Annotated in this window: 15 protein-coding genes and 1 pseudogene; 3 read left to right on the top strand and 13 right to left on the bottom strand. The window is 60.2% G+C overall.

The genetic code is table 11. The annotated features are described in order from the left end of the window. Nucleotides 1-19 precede the first annotated feature (19 nt). The 7 genes and pseudogenes from FFM81_RS15720 to FFM81_RS15690 form a co-directional block, all read right to left on the bottom strand. Complete coding sequence (locus FFM81_RS15720) at nucleotides 20-1,414, bottom strand: sensor histidine kinase (protein WP_138385162.1); 1,395 nt, start codon at nucleotides 1,412-1,414, stop codon at nucleotides 20-22. A 6-nt stretch (nucleotides 1,415-1,420) separates the two neighbouring features. Then, nucleotides 1,421-2,098, bottom strand: a complete 678-nt coding sequence (locus FFM81_RS15715; RefSeq protein WP_003569642.1) for a winged helix-turn-helix domain-containing protein — start codon at nucleotides 2,096-2,098, stop codon at nucleotides 1,421-1,423. A 369-nt stretch (nucleotides 2,099-2,467) separates the two neighbouring features. Then, complete coding sequence (locus FFM81_RS15710) at nucleotides 2,468-3,391, bottom strand: transglutaminase domain-containing protein (protein ID WP_246401115.1); 924 nt, start codon at nucleotides 3,389-3,391, stop codon at nucleotides 2,468-2,470. Nucleotides 3,392-3,532: 141 nt separating this feature from the next. Then, entirely contained in the window at nucleotides 3,533-4,072 is a 540-nt protein-coding gene (locus FFM81_RS15705; protein WP_138385163.1) for a DUF995 domain-containing protein, read from the bottom strand. Nucleotides 4,073-4,241: 169 nt separating this feature from the next. Then, a pseudogene (locus FFM81_RS15700) lies at nucleotides 4,242-4,478 on the bottom strand (response regulator); the annotation flags it as partial. A gap of 147 nt (nucleotides 4,479-4,625) precedes the next feature. Further along, complete coding sequence (locus FFM81_RS15695; RefSeq protein ID WP_138385164.1) at nucleotides 4,626-5,405, bottom strand: hypothetical protein; 780 nt, start codon at nucleotides 5,403-5,405, stop codon at nucleotides 4,626-4,628. A 217-nt stretch (nucleotides 5,406-5,622) separates the two neighbouring features. Then, nucleotides 5,623-5,928: a hypothetical protein gene (locus FFM81_RS15690; RefSeq protein ID WP_138385165.1), complete on the bottom strand. Its 306-nt coding sequence runs from the start codon at nucleotides 5,926-5,928 to the stop codon at nucleotides 5,623-5,625. A 133-nt stretch (nucleotides 5,929-6,061) separates the two neighbouring features. On the opposite strand from FFM81_RS15690, the gene FFM81_RS15685 reads away from it, so the two are divergent. After that, nucleotides 6,062-6,592 carry a dihydrofolate reductase family protein gene (locus FFM81_RS15685; protein WP_138385166.1) on the top strand — a complete coding sequence of 177 codons (531 nt, stop codon included), beginning with the start codon at nucleotides 6,062-6,064 and terminating at the stop codon, nucleotides 6,590-6,592. Nucleotides 6,593-6,673: 81 nt separating this feature from the next. Here the strand turns inward: FFM81_RS15685 and FFM81_RS15680 are convergent, their stop codons facing one another. Both FFM81_RS15680 and FFM81_RS15675 read right to left on the bottom strand, forming a co-directional pair. Beyond that, nucleotides 6,674-8,464: an ABC transporter ATP-binding protein gene (locus tag FFM81_RS15680; RefSeq protein WP_138385167.1), complete on the bottom strand. Its 1,791-nt coding sequence runs from the start codon at nucleotides 8,462-8,464 to the stop codon at nucleotides 6,674-6,676. Nucleotides 8,465-8,854: 390 nt separating this feature from the next. Then, the gene (locus tag FFM81_RS15675) at nucleotides 8,855-9,352 is read right to left on the bottom strand and encodes a DinB family protein (RefSeq protein ID WP_003569631.1); all 498 of its coding nucleotides are present in this window, start codon (nucleotides 9,350-9,352) and stop codon (nucleotides 8,855-8,857) included. 477 nt (nucleotides 9,353-9,829) lie between these two features. On the opposite strand from FFM81_RS15675, the gene FFM81_RS15670 reads away from it, so the two are divergent. Beyond that, complete coding sequence (locus FFM81_RS15670) at nucleotides 9,830-10,336, top strand: hypothetical protein (protein ID WP_025415571.1); 507 nt, start codon at nucleotides 9,830-9,832, stop codon at nucleotides 10,334-10,336. A 99-nt stretch (nucleotides 10,337-10,435) separates the two neighbouring features. Beyond that, entirely contained in the window at nucleotides 10,436-11,131 is a 696-nt protein-coding gene (locus FFM81_RS15665) for an SDR family NAD(P)-dependent oxidoreductase (protein WP_138385168.1), read from the top strand. A gap of 177 nt (nucleotides 11,132-11,308) precedes the next feature. On the opposite strand, the gene FFM81_RS15660 is transcribed toward FFM81_RS15665, so the two are convergent. From FFM81_RS15660 to FFM81_RS15645, 4 genes are all read right to left on the bottom strand, one after another. After that, a complete protein-coding gene (locus tag FFM81_RS15660; RefSeq protein ID WP_138385169.1) occupies nucleotides 11,309-13,237 on the bottom strand; it encodes an adenylate/guanylate cyclase domain-containing protein in 1,929 nt (642 codons plus the stop codon). Between the two features lie 232 nt (nucleotides 13,238-13,469). Next, on the bottom strand, nucleotides 13,470-14,261 hold the full coding sequence (locus FFM81_RS15655) for an aldolase (RefSeq protein WP_138385170.1): 792 nt from the start codon (nucleotides 14,259-14,261) through the stop codon (nucleotides 13,470-13,472). A gap of 142 nt (nucleotides 14,262-14,403) precedes the next feature. Then, on the bottom strand, nucleotides 14,404-14,718 hold the full coding sequence (locus FFM81_RS15650; RefSeq protein ID WP_003569626.1) for a hypothetical protein: 315 nt from the start codon (nucleotides 14,716-14,718) through the stop codon (nucleotides 14,404-14,406). 268 nt (nucleotides 14,719-14,986) lie between these two features. Then, on the bottom strand, nucleotides 14,987-15,301 hold the full coding sequence (locus FFM81_RS15645; protein WP_245456691.1) for a hypothetical protein: 315 nt from the start codon (nucleotides 15,299-15,301) through the stop codon (nucleotides 14,987-14,989). Nucleotides 15,302-15,397 lie beyond the last annotated feature (96 nt).

Below are 15,397 nucleotides of genomic sequence, written 5' to 3'. Positions count from 1 at the left end.
GATCGGCCGGACTGGGCGGTCAGGACCGTTCAGCCGGGCTGAGCGGAAAGCCGATCGAGACGATAAGGCCGGGATGATTATCGGCCATGCTGATCTCGGCCGCATGCAGCTCGGCGATCGCCTTGACGAGGCTGAGCCCGAGCCCGCTTCCGGGCGTCGTGCGGCTCTTGTCCAGCCGGTAGAGCCGCCGGAAGACCTTCTCCCTTTCGCCGGCGGGAATGCCGGGGCCGGTATCGGCGACCGAGAGGATGGCGCGGCCGCCCTGGCGGCGCAGCGCAACCGCAATATCGGTGCCATCAGGGCAGTGGTTGATCGCATTCTCCACCAGGTTGGCGATCAACTGCGTCAGCAGGTCGCGATCGCCATGGATGATGGCGGGACAGCGCGCCGTGATCGTCAGCGATTTCTGCGCATCTTCGGCGACATCGGCATAGACCTCGGAAATCACCGCAAGCACGGCGTCGAGATCAGTCGCCTGGAAACGCTCCTTGCGGGCGCCGGCCTCGATCTGCGAAATGCGCAGCAGCGCCTCGAAGGTGGCGTTGATCCGGTCGCTCTCGTGTCTCGCCTCGTCGAGAAGGGCGGAGACATCGGCTTGCCGGTCATTGCCGGCCACCGCCGCATCCAGCGTCAGGCGCAGCCGGTTGAGCGGCGTTTTCAGATCGTGGGCGATATCGGCGCTCACCTGCCGCATGCTCTCGACCAAGGTCTGCAGCCGCCCGAGCGCCGCGTTGATCTGGATCGCCACCGTATCGAGATCGTCGCCGCGGCCGCTGATCGGGATGCGGGCGTCAAGCGCGCCGTGGGAGACCTCGTTCATGGTCAGCGCCACCCGGTCCAGCCGCGCCTGGGCGCGAACGGCCAGAAAGACGCCGCCGCCGATCGCCGTCGCCACGACGATCGCGCCGGCCCATTCGAAACTGACCAGCACGATCCGCAGCATTTCGTCGACATCGTTGAAGTTTTCCGCGACCACCAGGCTGTAAGGGCCGATCGTCGACACCCGCATCCGGTAGCGTTCATGTCCCTTCAGCCCGACATCGCGCGAGCTGACGGTATAGACGCCGTTCGGGATCGGCGGTGCGGCGAAATTGCCGGCGAGTTTGTTGCCGGCATGGTCGGTCAGCGAATAAAGCCCGTCGGAGGTCGATTGGAAGCTCGCATAATTGTTCAGCGTGTTGGCCAGATCCCCGGTGTCGCCGGGCTCGTAGGTCGAAACGATAAGCGAATTCATCTCGGTGAGCGACTGTTCGAGATCGCGGGAGAGGCCAAGGTCCAGCATGTGATAGATGATCGCGCCGCTCAAAAAGAAGGTGACGACGAAGAGCACGCCGAAGGTGACGGCAAGCCGGAACGGCGTGCTCCGACGCAGGCTGGAGAACGATGCCGAAAGATGGCTGCGGCCAGAGATCATCCTGTTTCAGCGCGGCGGATGCAGGCTGTAGCCGGTGTTGCGCACCGTGTGCAGAAGCTGGGCCTCGAACGGCCTGTCGAGTTTGGCCCTCAAGCGGCTGATATGGGTCTCGACGACGCTGGTCTTCGGATCGAAGTGAAAATCCCAGACCCGCTCCAAGAGCATCGTCTTGGTGATCACCCGGCCTTCGCCGCGCATCAGCACTTCCAGCAGGGTGAATTCGCGCGGCTGCAGCTCGATCACCTGGCCGGCGCGGCGCGCCGCGCGCCGGATCAGATCGAGCTCGAGATCGGCAACCCTCAGCACCGTCTTCTGCTCCTGCACCGGCGGCCGGCGGCCAAGCGCATTGACGCGGGCCAGAAGCTCGGAGAAGGCAAAGGGCTTGGTGAGATAATCGTCGCCGCCCGCCTCCAGCCCCTCGACCCGGTCGTCGACGCCGCCGATCGAGGTCAGGAACAGCGCCGATGTGCCGATCTTGGCAGCCCGCAGCGAGCGAACGATCGCCAGCCCGTCGAGCCCCGGCAGCATGCGATCGACGACAATGACGTCATAGGCCTCACGCTGCGCCTGAAACAGCCCATCGCGGCCGTCGCCGACGACGTCGCAGACATGGCCTGCCTCGGAAAGGCCCTTGGCGATATAATCGGACGTCTTCCGATCGTCCTCGATAAGCAGGATCCGCATCAGCCCGATCATTCCCGGCATGTCTGGGGGCAATCTAGCGGAGCCGGCGGCCGGGCGGCAACTTACGGATTTGTAAGGTGGGGGCGGGGGCGTTCTGTTTGTGCGGGATGAGCCCACTCGGGTTGGGGCGGCATGCCATACCCGTGGACTGGCTGACTGTCGTCCTGATCAGCGTCGTGGGCACCAACAGCGTAACCCCGCCGCCGAGAAGTTAACGATGGTTCGAGGGGGCGGGGCGGGCAGCTTTCGGCGCAACCGGACGCCAAGAGCCCAAGACGGGCGCGACCGGGAAGCCTCGCGCGACGGTGCAGACGAGGACACCGCTATAGCGTGTCACTGCATCTCTGGCGATCGCCCGCCTCAGGCCTTTTATGGCAGCCAGTCCGGCAAAACCTCGATCAAATCCTGCGCGGGATCACTGGCGAGTTTGTCCAGCAGCGGCAGTTCTTGCTGAAGTACCAGCCTTTGAGAGAAATGTGCTTCGCGCCACCGATCCCAATCGGAGGTTTCGCGGCCATTCAACACGTAATGATCTCTGACGACATTGATCTTCACGAACCACAGGCCCTTCACCTCACCGTGGCCAAAGGCGTTGGGATCGACCGTCTCTCGACGACATTTCAGCCAGGCTTCTCCTGCGGGCAGGAAACAGTCACGTGGTACGTCGGCTGGGTCGAACTTGATCTGATTCTTCTCTTTCAGCATCCGGTCGATTTGCGCGTCGCTCAAATGCCAGCGTCTGGTTGCCGCGTTCCAATATTCACAAACCCAATGATCCTCCCATCCTGCAGAGAAGTAGGAGGCAAAGCCGCAGCGCACGCGGGCAGGAACAGTTTTGCTGCGCAGGATCGAAGACAATGCGAGTGCGAAATCGCGGCACGTGCCGGTGGATCGTCTCTCTGCGGGGCGGCGCCGGTGGAGCGGCTGAGGGTCTCTGGCGAACACATCGTCGAAACGTTCAGCGATCGGCAATGTTTTTCTCGCCGATCCGTCTAACTTTGTTTGGTCGAGACCGTATTCTTCTGCCCAATCGGCGTGAACCAGCACGCCTTGGATAATATCATTCAGTCGCCCGACCTCGTTTGGCAATTCCGCCATCAACCCCCTGTGATGGATTGGATCGGACATCTGACTATGGTTGGTCCAGCGTTTCTTTTCCTCCATGTCGCTATGATTGCCTTTCCCTCGCAAGATCCCGATCAAAGCGGCATAGATTTTACCGACGCCTGCAACATCACAGGATAGGGAGTTTTGCGACAGCCACAATGGCAGGTTCAGGCGCTTCTGCGTCATTATTGCATTCGGCCTGGAGCGGGCTCGCTTCTGGCAGTTCGAGGCGGTGAAGGCCGGTCAAAAAAGCATGCCCCGCGCACCGGCGGGGCAAATTCGGAAGTAAGAGCAGTCGCAAGCTGCGGCAGTAAGACCCGAGGCTTGTTATTGCGCAGGGAATTTCGCTTCTATCTTTGTCGCGGTCGCGCTGATCTTGTCACCTGTTTTGAACTCTTTATCGTAGACAGTCCCATCCTTCCACACCCAGAAATAGTCAGGCTTCTTCTGCATCTTCAGCCCAAGGGCTTGTTTGACCTTCTTTTTGCCGCCGTCGCTGCCTGGTCCGAAGCGAGCCTCCCAGCAGCGATCCGTTGTCGGGTCTTTCATCCCGGTGCTGGTCCTGACATCATTGGACCAGCAAAGCGCGCCGTCCTTGCTTGTCCAGGTGCCGTGTCCGGTCTGAAAGTCGCCCTTGTCGCCTGCCCAGACGGCAGTGAATTTTCCATCGGGAGCGAAGTAGGCGCCGCAGCCTTTGCAGGGCCAGAGCCAAGACTTTCCAGAGAAGAACTTCTGAATTTCGGCGGCCGGTGCAGGCTGACCGCCGCCGTCGAACTTGAAATCTGCCCAAACCGTGGTTGCTGCCAGCTGCGCAATCAGTAGCGTCGCTGCCGCCAGGCGAAGTGGCCGATGCGGACGATTTTCCATGACTCCCTCCCCAGGTTGAAATTGAGCTGCGCAGGGAGGTTACTCCGGTTGTCGAGCGTTTCAATTCACCCAGTGGGAGTATGACGGATCGCTGGTCGCGCTATTGTGGGGTGGGAGCGGCCGAGATCGTATTCGGATCGAAATGGAAATCCCAGACGCGCTCCTTCGCCGCCGTCAGGAACAGCGGCGATGTGCCGATCTTGGCAGGCCGCAGCGAGCAAACGATCGCCAGCCCATCCAGCCCCGGCAGCATGCGATAGACGACGACGTCATAGGCCTCACGCTGCGCTCGAAACAGCCCATCGCGGCCGTCGCCGACGACGTCGCAGACATGGCCCGCCTCGGAGAAGCCCTTGGCGATATAATCGGATGTCTTCCGATCGTCCTCGATAAGCAGGATCCGCATCAGCCCGATCATTCCCGGCAGGTGTGGGCAATCTAGCGGAGCGGGCGGCCGGGCGGTAACTTACGGATTTGTAAGGTGCGGGAGGGCGTGAGCGTCCGGCGTAGTCGGACGCCTTAAGCAGCGCAGCTGATCAATTCTGCATCGATTTCAAGAAGCCTCTTCAAGCTTCTGAATGATTGATCCAACTAGACCAACCATGTCCGATAACGTTCGGAACACTTCGCAGCCATCTAGGTTGTCTGTTTCCGAGAATAGCAGTCCAACTCTAAGTCGCATCTTTTTGGTCATCATGGTGGCGATTTGCTCAGCATCGTCATCATCTGGCTTGAGTTTAAATTCTAGCCCGTCGGAGGCTCGATTCCCGTTATCGATCATCGCAGACGCGAAGCGACCCGCAAACGCTCCAATAGACATATCGTCCATGAAATTGGCGGACGGATGAAAGGCTGTTACGTTTCCGATCTCAGCGATCGAACCGATGAGATTGTTATGTTTGTCGGTGTTGCAGAGATCGCTAAGCCCATGCAGCAGCTCGTTTCCCCCGCGATAGGGGGCAAAGGATGCAATTACATCCTTCACCCGTTGCGAAAGGCCGTTCATTTTTCCTTGAATACCCTTGTTGGAGAATTCTGACTGCGTCTTTGCAAACGGAAAGGCCACACGCCTGACGTCGGCAGCGCCGTTAGCTCGAGCCAAGGCCACCGCTGCGACATCCAATGCGGATCGAAGTTGATAAGCCGCCTCGCCAACAATTACATGTACAATGTCGTTAACGTCGAACAGCCTGAGACGAATGAAGCTTTCACCGGTCTCTGCGTCGGTCCTCGCGACAAAGCGATGAATGCCGGTCGAGCCAAGCGCATGTTTCGCCTCATCTATCTTTAAGGCGGCTCGATTGATCTTGAGGCGTGGTTGATGGAGTTGCATTCGGCCTTCTTCCAACTAAAGCGATACGCGGTTGCACATAAGAAAGCACGCGCGAGATGAAATTGTCAGGGCGCATCGCGCCTCTCCCGATCGATGCAGTCTCGTCCGACGTCGCTGTCTCGCAGAGAGACAAAGTCGATTTCAATGAACAGTAAGTTGCTCGAAAACCTGAGGCATTCGACGATCTGCTTCATCGACGCGTCGTGTTCGCGGTTCCTTAAATCCCCGAGCCGTCGAGCTGCTGGGCGTCGTCGCCCTCCCAGGGTGAGGGCATCGCGAGGCGAGCGAGGTTGGCCGAGGGCATCGGCATCCAACACTTCAATTCCGGTTCGGCATATTCGATGATCTGCCCGGGCGAGGAATCAGAGGCACGCCAGCCTTCTGCGCCAAACTGATCGCCATGCGACCAATAGGCGAGATCAACTTCCGCCGGCCCCTGTTCGGACGGGCGGATGGTGACCAGGATGCGACTGCCGTCTCTCGGTGCGCTGGCCATGCTGCGCCAGCGGTCTGCCTCGTCCATTTTTTTGCCTCCTGCCTTGCTGCAGCTAACTGTCGCCTCGCCATCGAAAGCGGTCAACCCAAACTTTGCGGGGACCCTTCGCTATCGATGGCGGTTTAAGCTATCCTGCCGTCCCGGAATGGAGAATTAGCGCATGGCGAAGCTCGTCTTCGGAATGAACCTCTCCCTGGACGGCTATGTCGACCACAAGGAATTCGGGCCTGATCCCGCCCTCTTTCGCCACTGGATCGAGCAGGTGCGCGGCCTGACGGGCAGCCTCTATGGCCGACGCATGTACGAGGTGATGCGCTATTGGGACGAAGACCATCCTGAGTGGACCGCGGAGCGGCGCGACTTCGCAATGGCATGGCGGCGCCAGCCGAAATGGGTCGTGTCGCGCTCGTTGACGTCGGTCGGCCCCAATGCCACGCTTGTCGCGGAGGAGATCGAGACGGTGATCCGCGGGCTGAAGACGGAGCTTGCCGGCGAGATCCAAGTCGCCGGGCCGGAGCTTGCCGGAAGTCTGACCGACCTTGGCCTGATCGATGAGTACCGGCTCTATTTCCACCCCGTGGTGCTCGGCCGCGGCAAGCCATTCTTCACCGGTCCGCGACCGCCGCTCCGCCTTGTCGCCAGCGATTTGATCGGCGGGGCTGCGGTGCGATTGACGTATGTTCCTGCTTGAATGGGTGAGGGCGCCACACGGCGTGGCGCCGACGACGATCGGTTATACGGAAACGCCAGGGCAAAACCCTGGCGTTTCGATTCAGGCCACCAGGCCCTTGGTCAGCTCCAGCGCCTGCCGCTCGAACAGCCGGCGGTAGATGCCGTCATGGCGGCGGATCAGCGCCTGGTGGTCGCCTTCTTCGACGATCTTGCCTTTGTCGAAGACCAGCAGCCGGTCGAGCGCCCGCACCGTCGACAGGCGATGGGCGACGACAAGTGTGGTGCGGCCGTCCATCAGCCGTTCCATCGCCTGCTGGATCTGCACTTCGCTCTCGCTGTCGAGGCTTGATGTCGCCTCGTCGAGGATCAGGATCGGCGCATCGGCGAGGAATGCACGGGCGATGGCGACGCGCTGCCGCTCGCCGCCCGACAGTTTGACGCCCCGTTCTCCCACCATCGTTTCATAGCCCTTCGGAAGGCTCAGAATGAAGTCGTGGGCGCTCGCCTGTTTCGCCGCCTGCTCGATCTCGCGCCGCGAGGCGTTCGGCCTGGAATAGGCGATGTTTTCGGCCAGCGTGCGGTGAAACAGGATCGGCTCCTGCTGCACGATGGCGATCTGGCCGCGCAGGCTTGCTTGCTCGACCCGGGCGATATTCTGCCCGTCGATGCGGATGGCGCCCGAATTGACGTCGTAGAGGCGCTGGATGAGCTTGACGAAGGTCGTCTTGCCCGAACCGGAATGCCCGACCAGCCCGACACGCTCGCCCGGCTTGATGGTGACCGAAAACTCCTCATAGAGCGGGCTCGGATGCGCGCCATATTGGAAGGTGATGCGATCGAAGACGATCTCGCCCTTGCCAATCTGGATCGGTGTGGCGTCCGGCCTGTCCTCGATGCCGAGCGGCATCTTGTCGAGCAGCACCAGCTCTTCCATGTCGTTGACGGCACGCTGCAGATTGCGGATGTCCTGGCCGACATTGCGCAGATAACCCTGCAGGACGAAGAACATCGCCAGCACGAAGGTGACGTCGCCAGGCGTCGCCAGCCCCTGCTGCCACATGACGAGGCCGGTTCCCAGAATGCCGGCCTGCATGGAAACCATCATGAAGCCCTGGATCGTGCCGCTCAATGTGCCGCGCTTCCATGTCCGCCGCGTGCGTTTGTCCCACCGGCCAAGCACGTGGCCGAGCCGGATCTCCTCGCGGCTTTCGGCGCCGAAAGCCTTGACCACCGAGTTGCAGCTGATCGCATCGGCCAGCGCGCCGCCGAGCTTGGTATCCCAGGCATTGGCAAGCCTTGCCGCCGGCGACACGAAGCCCATGGAAAGCGCCACGGTGACGCCGATATAGATCAGCGATCCCAGGCTGACGATCAGCCCCATGACCGGCCAGTAGCTGCCGAGCACGATGCTGGCGCCGACCAGCATGACGATCGACGGCAAGAGCGCCACCAGCAGCAGGTCGTTGAGCGAATCCAGCGCCCACATGCCGCGGGTGATCTTGCGCACCGTCGAGCCGGCAAAGCTGTTGGCGTGCCAGTCGGTGGAGAAGCGCTGCACCTTATGGAAGCCGCCATTGGTGACATCCGCCATGGTGCGCAGTGTCAGCCGGATGATGCCGTTGAAGATGAAATAGCGCAGCGCCACGCTGGCGAAGCCCAGAGCGACGACGATGACGAAGGCGCTGAGCGCGCTGTCGGCCGCATGCGTGCCGGCGATGGCATCGACGATCTGGCCGGAGAAGACCGGCACCATGACTTCGGCCAGCGTGCTTGCTATCACCAGCACGATGATCAGCCCCACCAGACCAGGACGGTGGGTCCAGTGATGAAAGATAAAGCCGAGCACGTTGCGATAGGCATCGGCGCGGAAATCGAGCTTCTTGCGAGTCATTTGAACCAACCCGGCCGCATATCGGCAACCGGTCCTCAAAACGAGAGTTAAATGGCACAGCCCGAACGGGAGACGAAATGATCCCGTCAGATCAATCGGGCTATGAAGGGAGTGGAAACCGCATGTCGGGCGCGCTTGAGGCGGGCCGCGGATGGAAATGACCTAGTGTCGGTTCATTCCACATGGGAGGAACTTGGTTTCTGCTGATCGCATGCAACGCCTCCCTTATGTTTGATCTGACGCGGTGCGCCTCTTGTAGCGAAGGTGATCGCCGTTGCCAACCGGGAATTTACAACCTGACAGAAAGTGATGCGAAAACGACACAATCTGGAACGTGCAGGTTTTGCGGCGTCGCTTGCCGCCGGGTTGTCCGAGCCGATGTCGGGCAGGTTATGCTAGAGCCGAAAGGTCGGTCGGCTCCGGTTTCGCGCCCGCTGCCGTCAGCATCGCGTGGATCTGGCCGCGGTGGTGGGTCTGGTGGTTGAAAAGTTCGATCGCGCAATTGGCCTTTGGCTTCTCGACCCGCCTCGCACCGTCGCCGGGATACCAGACAAGCATGCCGTCAAGCTCCGCGTCGCGCAAACCTTCCGCCCAGGCTTCGATTTCCGCGTTGCGTTGCAGACGCAGGGTCTTGAAGGCATGCCAATCCGATGGGCTGGTGAGCGAATGGGTGATGGTTTCCTCGGGGCGCTGGTTGCCCTTCAATCGCTCCAGTATCAGGGCGTCGGCCCAATAAAGATGGTTGAGCGTTGCGGCGATCGATTGGAAGAACGCCCCTCGATCTTTCCAGCGCTCCACATGCGTCAGCCCGTCGGCGGCGGTGACGAGAGAGCTATTCTGCCAGCTGTTATAGCGGGCCATGAGTCGGCAATATCCAGCTGAGATCATTGTCTCGGGCTCCAAAGGTTAGCGATGTTGGGGGAGATCGGCGAAGGGCAGGCAAGACCCATGGGGTCGTTCATGCTCTGCCGCCTGCGCCAATGTACGGCGTGCCGTGCCGAACGGCACGGACAACGACAAGTTTATCCCAAAGCAGCGTCGGGGCAAATGGCTGATGACATTTTTGCTTTTCCAGGGATTCGAAACGGCTCAGAGCGCTCGGACTTCGGCAAGCCGCGTGACTGGGTTTTCGTCGTCCCCTCTCGCCGAGCAGCGCGTGCCGCGCTCATTCGGGAGGAAGCCGGAATTCCCGTGATTGCCACCGTTCATTAATGGCCCGGTTTGGCCATTGTAAGAAACAGGATCTGTTCGCCGATGGTAGGGATCGTTAGGCTCGACAACAACAGCTGTTCACCTCTGCCCGCGGGGCGTTGCCAACCGTCACGGTATCGGGCAGACAATCTATTCTGAGTAAAGACGGAAGACATGGAAAAAACGATATCAGACATCTCTGACGCACTGGGGCTCTGCCTTGTTCAAGGCCGCCACGGATGGAGCGATTTGTTGTGCTTCCATCATGGAACGGTCACAGAGTGTCGGGTGAGTGAAGCCTTCTCTGACCCTGTCTTCGAGATGATCAGACTCTGTCGTGCCATCTTGGAGAACCGGCATGAGATTGTGTCCCTACACGATGAACCGGGCGGTTCCCGCCTGTCTGTGACACCGGACATTCAAATGCAGCATATTATGCTTTTCGAGGTTCGCACCTTCCAAAGCGATGAGACAGAGCAGAAGCCGCCTGTTCTATCCGTTCGGATAAAGCGGAAACAACTCCTTGCATTGTTGATGACGGAGCTTTGGAAGCTCTATCGATTTCATAAGGAGCTATCGTTCCAGCGTGACAGGCCGCAGTTTTCGAGCGCGGATGCCTTGCTCCAGCTCAACGCCGAATGGGATAATCACCCGCATCTCGGTCCTTCTTTGCTAAAATGAAGCTGCGGATTTCGGTGGTAAACTCCGCAGCGTGTTATCACCATTGCTGAGAGCCGCGTCCCGACGCCTTGCGTTTAGGTTGAACTCAACAGGTATTTCATGAAGAAGAACATCCTCATCGTCGGCGGAAGCTCTGGCATCGGACTTGAACTTGCAAGACATTATGTCAGTGAAGGGCATCGTGTCTGCATCACGGGTCGTGGCGATCCGGGGTTGTCAAATGCGCAGTTCTTCCGGCTGCCAATCACTGCATCGGCCGATGATTTGGCCAAGGGGATCAGCGATCTCGTCGCTGCCTTCCACGGCGTGCATACACTCGTTTACGCCGCAGGATTTTTGCAACGCGGACCCATCGAAACCCTGAGTGACGAGGCGCTTCTAACAATGACCCATGTGGGTCTGTTGGCTCCGATGATGCTGGCAGCGCGGCTAAAACCTTTGGCCCCGATGCCCTTGAAGCTGATGCTCGTCACGTCAAGCTCCCAATATACCCCAAGGCCACAAGAGCCCGCCTATTCGGCAACCAAGGCCGGATTGGCCATGCTCGGCGCTTGCCTCGTTCGCGATCCGGGTTTTGGCAAGGTTCTTGTCGTGGCGCCTTCCGGTATTCAAACGCCATTCTGGGATCGAACCGACGAAGACACCAGCACCATGCTCGACCCGATTTGGACAGCCGAGCAAATCGTCGCCCTTTCCAGTGGGCCTTTTAAATACAAGTATGCCAAGCTTCTCCGAAATCCCGCGCGTGTCGAGGTCGTCGAAACCTTCGACAACAACTTCTCGCCCATCAATTAAAGTCGTCATGTCGCTTCTGACTGTCCTCCTCGGGGCTTGACCCGAGGATCCACGCCGGCTCCCACCAGCGGGGCCATGGATCCCAGGCTCAAGGCCTGGGATGACGGAGATGGGGGGACCCGTGCTTCAGTGAGCGACTTCAGGAGCGTTTGACTTGCAAGCAGGCCGAGTTAAGCCTCAGTCTTTGATTTCCCCGACAAGCTCCCATATGTCGACCTTCACGGCGCGGCCCTTGACGGGGGCGAGGCCGAGCGGGCGGAAGGTGAAGCGGTCGGCGACCGCGGCGCGGGTGGCGGCGCTGACCAGGATCGATGTGTTGAGCTCCTTGTTCAATCCTTCCAGCCGTGACGCGACATTGATCGTATCGCCCATCGCCGTGTACTGCTGACGCGAGATTGCGCCGAAGCTGCCGACGACGGCCGGGCCGGTGTGCAATCCAAAGCGCGTGACGAGTTCGGGGCGGCCATTCCTGAGATTGGCTTCGTTCAAGCCGTCGATCGCCGCTTTCATGGCCAGCGCGCATCGACAGCCGTGTTCGGCATGTCTGATATCGTCCACCGGGGCATTCCACATGACGAAAATGGAATCACCGAGATATTGCACGACGGTGCCGCCATGGCGTTCGGCGATCGTGTTCAGCAGTTCGAAATAGGCCGAAAGCGTGTCGACCACCTCCTCGGGCGAATGTTGTTCGGAGATGGTGGTGAAGTCCTTGATGTCGGTAAACAGCGCGGTGACGTCCTGCCGCTTGGCCCTGACGATCGTTCTTGTTTCGGGATTGACGATCCGCCGGACCACTTCACGCGGAACATAGAGGGCAAACTGGCCGATGGCGTGACGGCTGGCGACCAGCGCAGTCGCCAGCGTGTTAATCTCCGATATCCACGAATGCGACTCGCCCTTCTCGCCGATATCCAGATCGCCGATCCTGCGCGCCTCGTCGGCCAGGCGATAGAGAGAGCGGCTGACCATGCGAGACAGCGCGACCGATGCGGCGACACCGGCGAGCACGAAGGCGGCGGCAACGAAAAGATTGCGCACCAGCAGCCGATTGGCCTCGGCCACCAGATCCTCCAGCGGCACGACGATGGCAGCCACGCTTCCCGTAAACAGGCCGGACACCCCGACCGGGGCGATCTGCACCAGATGGGTTTCGCCATTTAAATCGACCCGTGCCAGGCCGCCGCCGGCAAAGGCCGGATCCTGCCTGAGCCGCTCCACGGTTGCGAGGCTCGGGTCGAAACTGTTTGCCGTCGCGGCAAATGCCCCTGATGTTCTCGACCACAATGCGATGATCCTGCGCATGATATCAGGGTCGGAATGGGCGACGAGATTGCCGCCGGCATCGATGATGTAGGCCCGGGCGCGCGGCGAAATCTCACCTGCATCAAGCAGCCGGCTGACGGTCTGCAGGTGAATGTTGATGCCGATGACGACCTTGCCGTCGTCCCGCATCGGGGCGGCGATCGCCAGCGTCGGAACTTTGAGCGTTCCGGTGACATAGGGGCCGACGGAAACCGGCACGCCGTCTTGAATCACCGATTGATACCAGGGGCTTTGCCGCGGATCGAACGATGTATCCTCGACATTGCGCTCCCCGATCATCTTTGTATCGCTGTCAAGAAAACCAAGCGTCGAGATGATATCGGCCGCTGAACTTTGGGCGATTGGTCTGCGGGCGATCATTCTGATCGCGAAAGCCGTGCCATCGGGTGTGGCAAGCGTCTGGCGGACGTCGCGCCGGGCAGTATTGATCACCTGCAGGTAGGAGCCATCGGGATAGCCGGCGTAAATGCTGGTGGCGTTCGGGACGTTTCTGAGAACCTCCTGAAAGAATTGCTGTTTTGCCTTGATCTCCTCAGGCGGTGGGGAAACGAGCTGCGGCAGGGTAGTTGCCAGCGCCACCGCCTCGGTGCCGCCCTGCAGCGTATTGCGGTATCCCTCGATCAGTCGTAGGCTCATCTGGCGCATCTGCTGCGCGCCGGCGCTGACCGCAGCCTCGCTGCCGTGGTTGAACGCCATCCAGATGATCGGCGCCGACGTAAAAAGCAGCGACGAGACCACCAGGACGCCGAGATGCAGTCTTAGGGGTTTGGACCAGCGCACGCGATTTCCCCCGAAATGCGGACACGTCTCAGCACAATAGCGCAATGCCTGTTATTTGGGCCTGTTATTTGGGCCTGTTTTGTGGGCCTGCTTTGCGGAGCTTTGGCAAGCGGCAACGAACATACCCGACGTTGCCAGCTAACTGCTTTTTGAAGGTTTGCACAAGCTGGCGATATCAGCGCTCTCGCCCTCAAGAGAACTTGGCTCTTGCTGCACGAAGCCGCGGGGTGCCTCAGCTTTTATAATCGGGCTCGCTGCGATCGAGCGTGCGTTTCACCGCCTCCAGATGCAGCCGGGCCGAGTCCGGGTCTCCTTCGCGCATCTGCCGATAGGCCGCTTCGGCGATCTCAGGCGCGACGGCAAGGACTTGGCGTCCGGTCGACAAAGCGAGCGTCTGCACTTCGCAGGCACGCTCGAGATAGTAGAGGTCGTCCCAGGCCTCGGCGATATTGGGTGCACAGACCATCACGCCATGGTGCTTCATGAAGACGATGTCGGCATCGCCGATCGCTGCAGCGATCCGATCGCCCTCGCGCGCATCGAGCGCCAGACCGTTGTAATTGCGGTCGATGGCCGTGCGACCATAGAATTTCAGTGCGGTCTGCCCGGCAAAGATCAGCGGGTCGCCTTCGGTCATCGAAAGGGCGGTGGCATAAGGCATATGGGTGTGGAACGCCGCCTTGGCGCGGGGAATGTTCTTGTGAATCCTGGCGTGGATGTAAAAGGCGGTGGCCTCGGGCTGACCGCTGCCCGACACGACGTTGCCGTGAAAATCGCAGATCAACAACATCGAGGCCGTCAGTTCGGCGAAGGCGTAGCCATAGGGATTGACGATGAACAGGTCGTCATAACCGGGAACCACTGCCGAGAAGTGGTTGCAGATCCCTTCCTCCATGCCGAGCCGCGCCGCCATCCGGAAGCAGGCGGCCAGATCCACGCGGGCCTGCCAGATTTCTTCCGTATCGAGTTTCGGCTGGTTGGGCCCAGTGGCGGGCGAGGGGGTCGTGTTCAGCGAGTGGGCCATGAGATCGTTTCAGATTGGTGTCGCGGAGAGGGCTATTCGAATTACGCCCGCATGATCCTGGCATCAAGCCCACTGGAGCGAAACACGCAGCCGATGGGGCATGGAGCCCCGGCTCGGGGCTTGGAACGACGAAGGGTGCAGGCTAACTGCTGATAAAGAAATCGCGTCCGGCATAGTCGATTTTAACATAGGCGAGCCGTTCAGCCTCCTTGGGCAAGGCAAGCGCAAAGGTTACGCCTTCCTGCTTCAGGATCATCCGTCCCTGCAGCTTGTCAGCCTCCAGCGCCCCCAAATAAAGATGGCTGCCGAGCTCGGTGATCTGCCCGGTCGTTTCACTGGTGGACGGCGATGCCCATTCAATCGACGGTACCAATTCCCTATCGCGCTCGCTTCGCGACATGTATTCACCGAACCTGCGGACTTCGTTCAACGCCTTTCGCGTGAGCAAGACCTTCATATCATGATCCTCCGAACCCCTGACGTTGAGTTTCGATCAGCAGCGGCATGGATCCCAGGCTCAGGGCCCGGGATGACAGAGGTCCGCGGCGCCCTTTCGCCAAATCTGTCGCCGGCATGCGGACAATGCGAGGGGTCCGTGAATGGTTCCGCAACGGCAAGGCGCGCCTCTTCCGGTCCCGTGCAGTCGACGTAGGACCCCAGCGTTCGGGCCGCATCCGCCAACGCCAGTATATATCTGCCGCCGCTGATGGAAAAGAGACGGCGTCTTACCGCGGAAACTCGGCATCATGGACGCTTTTCAATGCGTCGCATCCACCAAGCTCTTTCGCAGCGTTCGCCGCCCAATCCTGCACCTGCCGTTCGGAAAGCGGGAGGTCAGGGTCTCCATTCTGAGCGAGAAGCTTCAGGCTTGCTCCCTCCAACTTTGCGATCGTCTCTTCGACGTCCGAATAGATCTCGGTTCCCGGAGGACAGCCCTGCTTTTGGATATATCCCAAAAATCGTGGACGCATCGGCGTGGGCTCCGCTCCGCAATATTTCTCCGCCAGCACATGGATCATCAGCGCATAGTCGAGTCCCATGAATCGCGTCTCGAGTGGCTCGTTCGGCTCGATCCTGTTTCGGCAGAAATCTGGAGATGCGGCATTGGCGGCAACGAGCGGCACGCAGGTCAATAT

The sequence above is a fragment of the Rhizobium hidalgonense genome (assembly GCF_005862185.2).
GTDB classification, from domain to species: Bacteria; Pseudomonadota; Alphaproteobacteria; order Rhizobiales; family Rhizobiaceae; genus Rhizobium; species Rhizobium hidalgonense.
This window is presented reverse-complemented; position numbering and strand designations above follow the sequence as displayed.